The following is a 9,945-nucleotide window of genomic DNA, read 5'->3' as shown; positions in this document are numbered from 1 at the left end:
CCCGACACCTCCGCCAACCCGGCCCCCCGCTACGACGTGGCCTGGTCGCTGATGGTCCCCGCCGAAAAGCGCGCGCTGCCGGAGGAGCGAACGGACGCCGAGCTGCTGCAGGTCGAAGCGGGCGGCATGCGGCTTCCCGCGGGCCTGGACAGCGCCTACTAGGCGGAACGGCGCTGCCCGGTGCACGGCAAGAACCCCGGAAGAGCCGCGCCTCGCGCGGCTCTTCGCGGCCACATCTGGCAGCAATCGCGCAGGACGGAAATCGACAGCGAGCCGAAGAGCCCGCATTATCAGCTCACGCAATGAGCCGAATAGACCCGCTAATCGGCTCACACCCGAGCAAAGCGCATGAACGCCCCCTTCTGGATCTGGCAGCAACCCGACTGGCCACGCTTCACCTGGCAAACAAAAACCCTTGCCCCACTGCTGCGCGCCTGCACCCAGGCGCAAGGGCGCTTGCTCGGCATGCTCGGCGCTGTCGGTAGCGATACCGAGGCAAAGAGCAGCCTGGATACCCTGCTGCAGAACATCCTCACCTCATCGGCCATCGAAGGTGAGCAGTTGAACGTCGATTCGGTGCGCTCATCACTGGCACGCCGCCTGGGAATGAACGAAGACGGCCCCGTCAGCGCCCGCTCCGAAGGCCTGGCGGAACTGATGCTCGACGCCACCCGCGCACATCAGCTCCCGCTCGATCTGCCGAGGCTGTATCGCTGGCACAGCTGGCTGTTCCCCATCGACGGCGAGCTGCCTACCCCCCAACTGAGGGTTGGCGCGCTACGTGGCGATGCGCCCATGCAGGTCGTCTCCGGTCGGCTCGACCGCCCGACCGTGCATTTCCAAGCCCCACCGCGCCAGGAGCTGGACGAACAGCTGGCAGACTTCCTCGCCTGGTTCGAGAACAGCCGCAGCGATGCAGCGCTCGACCCCTTGCTGCGCGCCGGCGTCGCCCACTTCTGGTTCGTCACCCGGCACCCCTTCGATGACGGCAACGGCCGGCTGACCCGAGCCTCACCGACATGGCACTGGCCCAGGGCGAGCAGCAGGCCATCCGCTTCTACGCCATGTCGGCCAGCATCCTCGACGACCGCGCCGGCTATTACCGCATCCTCGAAACCAGCCAGAAAGGCGGCCTGGACATCACCGCCTGGCTGCAGTGGTTTCTCGGCACATTGCTCAAGAGCCTCGATCAGGCCCTGGCGCGCATCGATCGGGTACTGGCCAAGGCGCGCTTCTGGCAGACGCACCGCACCCAGGCCCTCTCCGCCGAACAGATCAAGGTACTCAACCGCCTGCTGGATGGCGGCGAACGCGGCTTCGAGGACGGCATCAGCGCCGCCCAGTACCAGACTATCGCTGAGGTATCCAAAGCCACTGCTACTCGACACCTAAGCGATCTTTTGGAAAAAGCGGCATCGTACGTCTATTTGGTGGCGGTCGTAGCACTTACTACCAGGTGAATATAAACAAGTAAATTCAGTAATTAAGCCTGCCAGCCATAGAAATAATTGAGAGCTGAGAAACCCATGGATGCTCCCATACAGAAAGCAAAAAAAAACCCAGCATGGACCCGGGACGAGCTAATTCTCGCACTCGACCTCTACTTAAATCACCGTCATTCACCCTACAGCAAGCGCCAACTCGAAGCTCAAGCTTTGTCAAAAATTTTGAGCCGAATAGGCCTGACTCTTGGATTAAATAAAGCCGGCAACTTTCGCAATGAAAATAGCATCCTCATGAAACTAAGCAATTTCAGAAGATGGGACCCTGACTACATAAGAGATGGAAAGAAAGGCCTAGAAAAAGGCAATAAGGACGAAAAGCTCGTATGGCAAGAGTTCGCTGGCGATCCATCTAAACTCGCCTCCGTAGCAGCTGCGATTCGCAATGCAATTGAGAGCCCCTCGCCCGAAGTACAGGAGCTGGCAGGCCAAGACGAACTGGGGATTGAGGAAGCAGAGGAAGGAAAAGTACTGACACGTCTGCATCGCTATCGCGAGCGCAATCGAGCACTGGTTGAAGCCAAGAAAAAGGAGGCACTTAAGGTTCTGAGCTGTCTGCAATGCGAGGCATGTGGCTTCGATTTCGAGAGGGAATACGGTCCAGTAGGCAATGGTCTCATCGATATTCACCATACCAGGCCCCTGCACACACTGAAGCCAGGAGAAACAACCAAACTCTCCGAGCTAGCTTTGCTTTGCGCCAATTGTCATCGTGTTATTCACTCCAAACGCGAATGGCTGAGCGTGGAGCAGGTACGCGCGCTGAGGAAACGGCCCTGAGCCAGCAAGGCCCTGCCATATGGCATGAACAGACCTAGCTCAAACAGCATTCCTTTGCCTGAAAAATCTGAAATTGGCAATATGAGCCACCCCTTACGCCACAACCTGGTTCTCCTGTGCCGAGCTGTGCATAATCAACGTAGACAATCAGCGCCATTAGATAATTGAGTTCCGATACCTATGTCATCTTCCAAGCCACTAACGTTCATCGACGCCTTTGCCGGTTGCGGCGGCCTGTCCCTCGGGTTGATGCAGGCGGGCTTAACTGGCCGCTTTGCGATTGAGCGAGATAGTTTTGCCTTCGCAACACTGAAGGCGAATCTGTTGGCGGAAGGTGGGCTCCATCAATATGCCTGGCCAGATTGGTTTCCCCAAGAGCCGGTCGGCATAGTCGAATTTCTCAATAACTACCGAAATCAGCTCGAAGAGCTTTCAGGAAATATTGACATCCTAGTTGGCGGTCCTCCGTGCCAAGGATTCTCCAGCGCAGGCCGAAGGCAACACGATGACCCTCGCAATCAGCTTTTTGATTCATATTTAAATTTGGTAGACATAATAAAGCCTAAAGTAGTTTTGATCGAAAACGTTAGAGGATTCACGCTCGACTTCAGCGCAGGCGACGAGATTAAGAACTTCTCGCAGGCACTCAAATCACGACTGGCTGATGCCTACACAGTTTACGAACAGTTACTTGACCTCTCAGCTTTTGGCGTACCCCAAAGGCGCACACGCTACTTTGTCCTAGCTTTCCACTCTGAATTGAATGTTACTGACCCGTTCATACATTTAAAAAATCAACTCCCCTCATTTTTACGCTCACTACGCCTAACAGCACCGGTGTCGTCTAGCTCAGCGATTTCAGATCTTGAGATTGCTCGGGGTGGTACGCAGCTATCAACGGAAAGCAAAGGATTCAATGAAATCTGTTATAGAGGCCCGCTCACTCGCTACCAAAAGCTTATGAATGCAGGGTGCGAAGCTCCCTCCAATCTACGCTTGGCGCGCCACAATGAAAGCATCGTGGCTCGTTTCAAAGAGATCATTGCACTGAGCCATGCAGAGGGCCGGCTAAACATCAGTATCGGAGCTGAAATGCGCGCACGCTTTGGTCTTAACAAGATGGCGTTGCGTGTCCTAGACCCCGAGCGCCCATCTCCAACGATCACGAGCATGCCTGATGATCTATTGCACTACTCTGAGCCGCGCACGCTTACAGTTCGCGAAAACGCGCGATTGCAAAGCTTCCCAGACTGGTATTCATTTCAAGGTAAGTACACGTCTGGCGGTCATTTGCGCAAACAAGAGGTGCCTCGTTTTACGCAAGTAGCCAACGCGGTACCCCCGCTTGTTGCACGTGCAATTGGAGAGATGTTGGTCGATCTGCTTGAAAAAGAGGCCACTCCGGCGAGGGCGGGCAACAATAAAGCTGGCTCACACCTGCATAGCATCGAGCAGAGCGCGGAAGTCTGCGCGCAGGCGTAAAATTAACTTACGAAGTTCCCTCATAGCCTCAATGTCAACAGTCTTGCCGGCTTCGTCAATGACAGTATTGGGTTTCCCCCGAGGAACCAAAATCGCATGCCCAAGAGCGTTGCGGCCAGACACGACACCATCGCGATACTGCTGTATTGTCTCTACACTGGCCGCATGTGCCGTGAACTCATCCATCCCTAGAATGGCAGCCAACATACGAAGACGATGGTCTGAGGTGAAAAGCATATGGGATTTGAACAACGCTTCAACGCTAGGTGACGCACTTAGCTTCTCGCCCTGATTCGTGATGTTTTGCACCTGCTCCATCACACGCCGCATCGCTTCTTCGATAAACTTGGCCCGACCTGCCTCATCAAGCTTGCCGTGCGCAAGGGCCAAGCATTTGTTAACCATATAATCAATGTCACTCGTAGCCCCCATGACAATGCCACGAGTATGATCAAGGTCAAGAACCTTCTTGATCAGCGAATCAAAGACTCCAACTACCTCATCGACCAAATCTGGCCGGTTAGCGCAATAGACACCTTCTAGTTGTTTTTCGTATGCCTTTTGTCGTAGTTCTACTACAGATGCCTGCCCGGAATAGAACACAACATCTTTATAAGGGACGATCTGACGAATGCTCTCGATTGCATCTTCACCGTATGTGTTGTTACCGAGATCCCAGTCCACCAGAATGAGATCGATCTCGTCCGTGAATACGTTATCAGCAATAGCCAACTCCATCTCAGCAAGAGTAGTGCACTGTCGAGGCCTGAAATCGAAACCCTCGGCAGCCATCTTCAGTGCGATGCTAGTGATCTGCGCGGCGACATGATCTGGCTGGTCATCCACCCATAATACGTTGAAATCAAGTCTCACGCTTTTCTCCCCTTTGCGGCGATTCTAATGACGAAGCCCAGCCCCTTTTCCAATTGGTCATCCAACTCGATGCTTCCACCCATTTCGCCTAGTACTTGCCGTACATGGTAAAGGCCGAGGCCCGAGCCCTGAGTGGTCGTGTATCCCATCTCAAAGATGCGTGAGCGGTCTGTGCCAGCGGGTAGACCACGCCCGTTATCGCTCACATGAATCGTTAAGCCATTTTTTTCTTCTTGCGTTAGCAGAAATTTAATGCGGGGAGCTCTTACTCTTCTTGCATTACTGATTAGATTATCGACGATGACTGATACGTCGATAGGGTTAAAGCGCATCCTAATCCCCGGATGAGAGTTCTCGACTACGATCTGCAAGCGAGCGCTTCCCGTAGTACGAGCGATCTGGTCAATATAGTCATCAATGAATGTGGCCAGATCCGTCTCGATCTTCTCGGAGTCAAGTTTGAAATTTGCTCTCGCCGCGAACTTCGTCACCGACATGACTTTTTTGTTGAGGTAAGCCATCTGCTCCAACCTTTTAAGAGCAGTGTCGCGCGGAATAGAAGTCTGACCGGCCGTTTCGGTCAAAAAATTCTCTATCTGTTGCGCAATATCTACGGCATAGATTGTCACCTGATGATGCAAGTTCAAGATTGTGGCGGCGTCCACATTGACAAAGGACTCCAAAAAGTGTGCACGCCGTCGCTCTGTATCTACCTCCGCCTCTGCCCTATCGGCACGGCGGTTTGCAGCTTCAGCGGCTGCCAGCGCCTTGTCGGCGACTCGACGCGCGTCAGCCTCAGAGCGCCTCAAATCATCGAAGCGACGTTCGGCTGCATCAAGCCGATCAAGCATCTCCTTATCGTCCGTTTTTTCGGCAATCGCACGCAGACTGACCAGAGATGTTTCAAAGTCGTTGGAGCGCTCGTTAATCAAGTCCACAAGCCGTTTGCTGTACTCGACTAACCGCACCTTCTCATTGTCGACAAGATTAGCGACCGCCGCTGTTACCCGGGCCCGCCCAGGATCGGTCATTAATCTAGAAAGGTCGTCAGTTTGAGCATCTGGCTTATCGACCCAGGACACAGGGACAACGTATTTTTCAAGACGCTTCAGGCAGTGGTCCATAACTGCTTTTTGCAACTGCACTACAGCAGGTGTTTCGATTAGACCCTGGTTGCGACTTGATACTTCTTGAAAGTCATCGTCGGCCCCCGAAACGTCGACACGCCCGATGATTTCGCGCGTTCCCAAAAACCGTGCATAACCTTGCTGCTTGCGGCGACTAAAGCCGAACCAATCGTCTCCATCTTCGCCGATCGGATAAACACGAAAACTATTCCTAAAGAGAAAAACAGACCCGAACTGCACTGACGGTAAGCCTACACGTCGAGCGAAAGTAACTTTTGCTGACTGGTTGAGGTAGTAGATTTCACATCTAAAGCCCGCTGTCGAGAGATACTCATATGGGTTTGGCTCGACAATACGGTAGATAACTTCACCACGGTCGGTAAGCGCCGTATGCAGCTCATCCCCGTCGATTGTGACCCTGATGAATGTCGTCTTGTCTTGCAATGTGGTGAAGATAAAGTTTCCGATCTGGCCATTGACCAAATCCTTGGGCAGCGGCTCACCTCCCTCCTTGGCATGCAAGTCAATAAGCCGCTTGTCCTCTGCCTCCTCGGCTGGTGCAGTGATGTAAATACTGAAGCCATCAGTATCTTCGCCAAAAGGGTTGATCAGCTTTGCCAGCGACGCCTTGAGGTCCAATATACGCTGTCGCGACCAAGGCCGCCTCAGTCGCTGAATGCTAACTACCGTGCCATGTTTAAGGGTCGACTTAAAATCATCTAGCTCGCCCGGCAAATCAAAATAGCCCTGCTCGGCGTATCCGACGGGGATTTTCTCGAAATGCTCCTTGGCATCCCTCTCGAACAGTTCCCAGTCAACAGTCAATCGATGGACAGTCTTGGCCTTACCTCGCGGGCGGCTTTGCAGAATCACCTCCTCGCCCAAACGATCAGAAGAAAAGCGTCCAATACCTTTGCTACCGGCATAGTGCCTGCGCTCGGCGGCAACGTTGCGAAAATCATCAGCAGGTCGATCACTACGCTTTGAGGAAAAAGCAACGAATAACCACTTACCTGTAAGATCCTCATAAGACATGCCGGAACCGTTGTCAGCGATAACAACCGTGTCTACGCCAAAGTACAGGCGCACACAATCAGCACCGGCATCGAAAGAGTTTTTCACGAGCTCAAAGATCGCAACCTCATCATCAGTGATGAGCTCTCGGCCCAACACACGCTTGAGACCGGTGCTCACATCAAAGTGCAGATCGTCCTTTTCAGCCAAACTCATCTCCCTTCATCGCCTATAAGCAATCGAAGCCGCTCAAAATCACTATAGGAGGCATTTTGCCATATGCACATTGAACTGTGCCCCTATCTGCATGCACATTCGAAGACCAATCCGGCAGTCTTCGGGTTAGGATCGATCTGCTAGAAACACATGCTGCATAGCCCCTAGCAGCTCCGTCCCTAGGAGCATTAACTAGACCACTAAAGCAAAGGCAGCTATGGCCAAGCGGTCTTAAAGCGGTACTACCACAGTAGACTGCCCAGTCTGTATTCATTTCTCAAACTCACTTTTACACCCTTTACCACGCTGTATTCAGCTATCTGCACCTTCGCGATGCTGCGTCCGGTTCTACAGGGTTTACATCGTTTCCATAACTATTTGCTCCAACGTTCACGTCTATTTGGGCCCACCACCCCCCGTGAAAAAGCCGCGCACTGCGCGGCTTTTTCTTTCCTGTGAGACGGTCTTATCAACCGCATCACCTCTCTCCGAAGTTTCCTACCCACGCTCGCCATTGCCGTCCTACAAAGGCGCTCTGTAGCGTCTCCCACCGTCATGCCTCGGCATGGCCGGGAGTGGAATCCCGAACTTGAATGCCATCGCAACACCGCCATAAGCAGGCCCAACGAAAGAACGCAGTCTTCGAGGACCTGGCCATCTATGGCGGACCGTGCGAGGGGGGCGAGAGCCCACCGGTCGTGGCATTCAAACCGGTATTCCACACCTCGTACGGTCCGCCACCCTCACGCAACCAGGATCAGGTGGCGGCTCCCCTGCAAGGAAGGAGTCTCATCATGTCCCACGACTATTTCGTTCCCAGCGTCTTCCACCGCCATCACCGCGCGTTGCGCGCGCTGCTCATCGATGACCAGGCCTGGGTCGTCGCCGGCGACCTCGGCCCGCTCACCAACCGCCATATCGACGACAAGCTGACCCGCAAGCTGGATGCGGACCAGTGGCGCAGCGAGCGCGTGGAGAACCACCAGGGCGCCGTGGAAACCCTGTTACTGATCAGCGAGAGCGCCGTGTGCGAGCTGCTCAAGGTCAACTTCTATCACCCCGAGCACCGTGGCCTGCGCCAGTGGATCACCGGCGAGGTGATCCCCGCCCTGCGCTCCCAGGCCACGCCGCACCTGCCCCGCCAGCGCCGGGTGACCTGGCAGGGCAGGGAGTTCAGCGTCATGGAATGGCAGGGCCGCCAATGGGTGCGGGTGAAGGATGTGGCGGAGCTGTTCGACGGTGGCGAACTCGCCACGCTGCAATAGAACGGAGTCGGGGACGCATGGCGTCCCCGTTCCTTTTAACGCCAGTCACGCCGTCGAAAAACGTAGACGAGGCCGCCGATGCAGGGCGTTATCAACGCCGCAGCGGCAACGCAGCTAGTTTTTCACCAGCCTGCTAGCGCTTGGCGATGATGTACACCGCATGCACGATGCCGGGGATGTAGCCCAGCAGGGTGAGGAGGATGTTCAGCCAGAAGGCGCCGCCGAAACCCACCTGCAGGAACACGCCCAGCGGCGGCAGGATGATGGCGATGAGGATGCGGATCAGGTCCATGCAAAAGCTCCTTGTAGGGAAATTCGTCTACCTCCTGATCGACTGCCGGCGAGCGCAAAGGGTTCCTTGCCGATGTTTCGGCGCCCCGCCCATAATCCGTCGCTCCCGCCCCTCCGGACCTCACCGCCCATGGCCATTTCCCGCGACGACCTCGACGAACACGGCCTGATCATCGGCGTCTCGCCCGAGCGTTTCCGCGCCGTGGCGATGCCCCTGCTGTTCGACCACCTCAACGCCCAGTGCGAGGGCACCATCGCGGTGAACCGCCAGGCGCGGATCGTCTGGATCAACGACAAGTACGCACAGAAGATCGGCATCGCCGACCCGCGCAGCGTGCTCGGCAAGGAGGTGGAGGAGGTGCTGCCGGCCAGCCGCCTGCGCGAGGTGGTGGGCAACGGGCTGCCGAGCATGCTCGACCTGATGGCCTTCGGCGACGAGCACTTCGTGGTCACCCGCATCCCCCTGCGCGACGAGGACGGCACCCTGGTCGGCGCCCTCGGCTTCGTGCTGTTCGACCGCGCCCGCCACCTGCAGCCGGTCATGGCCAAGTACAACCAGTTGCAGACCCAGCTGGCCGCCGCCCAGCACGAGCTGGCCCGCGCCCGCCGTGCGCGCTACACCATCGCCGGGTTCATCGGCACCAGCGCCGCCGCCAGCGAGGTGAAGCGCCAGGCCCGCCGCGCCGCCCAGCTGGACGCCACCGTGCTGCTGCGCGGCGAGACCGGCACCGGCAAGGAGCTGCTCGCCCAGGGCATCCACAACCTGTCGCTGCGCTCCAGCGGGCCCTTCGTGGCGGTGAACGTGGCGGCCATCCCGGAATCGCTGGTGGAGGCGGAGCTGTTCGGCACCGCGCCGGGCGCCTTCACCGGCGCCGACCGCCGCGCGCGGGCCGGCAAGTTCGAGCTGGCCGACGGCGGTACGCTGTTCCTCGACGAGATCGGCGATTTGCCCCTGCCGCTGCAGGCCAAGCTGCTGCGCGTGCTGCAGGAGCAGGAGGTGGAGCCGCTGGGCTCCAACCAGGTGAAGACCCTGAACGTGCGGGTGATCGCCGCCACCCATGTGGACCTGGAGGCCAAGGTGGCCGCCGGCGAATTCCGCGAAGACCTCTACTACCGCCTCAACGTCCTCGCCCTGCGCGTGCCGCCCCTGCGCGAGCGCCGGGAAGACCTGCTCGCGCTGGTGGACTACCTGCTCGACGACATCGCCACCCGCTCCGGCCAGCCGCCGCTGGAGCTGCAGCAGGGCGCCCTCGACCTGCTCTGCGCCCAGCCCTGGCCGGGCAACGTGCGCGAGCTGCGCAACCTGCTGGAACGGGCGCAGCTGCTGGGTGATGGCAACCGCCCGCTGGAGGCGCACGACCTGCGCACCCTGCTGGTGGACCCGCAACCCGCCAC

General features: G+C 57.0%; 7 protein-coding genes and 1 pseudogene. 5 read left to right on the top strand and 3 right to left on the bottom strand.

Annotated features, from left to right (window positions below):
* Positions 1–348: 348 nt before the first annotated feature.
* The 3 genes and pseudogenes from DMX10_RS31045 (at position 349) to DMX10_RS31035 (ending at position 3,764) form a co-directional block, all read left to right on the top strand.
* A pseudogene (locus tag DMX10_RS31045) lies at positions 349–1,474 on the top strand (Fic family protein).
* 52 nt (positions 1,475–1,526) lie between these two features.
* Complete coding sequence (locus DMX10_RS31040) at positions 1,527–2,282, top strand: HNH endonuclease (protein WP_111264706.1); 756 nt, start codon at positions 1,527–1,529, stop codon at positions 2,280–2,282.
* Between the two features lie 180 nt (positions 2,283–2,462).
* A complete protein-coding gene (locus DMX10_RS31035; RefSeq protein WP_218281351.1) occupies positions 2,463–3,764 on the top strand; it encodes a DNA cytosine methyltransferase in 1,302 nt (433 codons plus the stop codon).
* Here the strand turns inward: DMX10_RS31035 and DMX10_RS31030 are convergent.
* Positions 3,714–4,637, bottom strand: a complete 924-nt coding sequence (locus DMX10_RS31030; RefSeq protein WP_111264704.1) for a hypothetical protein — start codon at positions 4,635–4,637, stop codon at positions 3,714–3,716. The two genes, DMX10_RS31035 and DMX10_RS31030, sit on opposite strands and share 51 nt — an antisense overlap.
* Entirely contained in the window at positions 4,634–6,988 is a 2,355-nt protein-coding gene (locus DMX10_RS31025; RefSeq protein ID WP_218281350.1) for a sensor histidine kinase, read from the bottom strand. The genes DMX10_RS31030 and DMX10_RS31025 overlap by 4 nt, the downstream gene beginning before the upstream one ends.
* A gap of 800 nt (positions 6,989–7,788) precedes the next feature.
* Here DMX10_RS31025 and DMX10_RS31020 point away from each other — a divergent pair.
* Positions 7,789–8,259 (top strand): phage antirepressor, encoded by a 471-nt coding sequence (locus DMX10_RS31020; protein WP_111264702.1) that lies wholly within the window; start codon positions 7,789–7,791, stop codon positions 8,257–8,259.
* A 133-nt stretch (positions 8,260–8,392) separates the two neighbouring features.
* On the opposite strand, the gene DMX10_RS31015 is transcribed toward DMX10_RS31020, so the two are convergent.
* The gene (locus DMX10_RS31015) at positions 8,393–8,551 is read right to left on the bottom strand and encodes a YqaE/Pmp3 family membrane protein (protein WP_009615518.1); all 159 of its coding nucleotides are present in this window, start codon (positions 8,549–8,551) and stop codon (positions 8,393–8,395) included.
* A 129-nt stretch (positions 8,552–8,680) separates the two neighbouring features.
* Between DMX10_RS31015 and DMX10_RS31010 the strand changes: the two genes are divergently transcribed.
* On the top strand, positions 8,681–9,945 hold a 1,265-nt coding region (locus tag DMX10_RS31010; RefSeq protein WP_111264701.1), incomplete at its 3' end, for a sigma-54-dependent Fis family transcriptional regulator.

This window comes from Pseudomonas sp. 57B-090624 (assembly GCF_003234055.1).
Lineage (GTDB): Bacteria > Pseudomonadota > Gammaproteobacteria > Pseudomonadales > Pseudomonadaceae > Metapseudomonas > Metapseudomonas tohonis.
The sequence above is the reverse complement of the archived record's forward strand: the minus strand, read 5'-3'. Positions and strand labels throughout refer to the sequence as shown.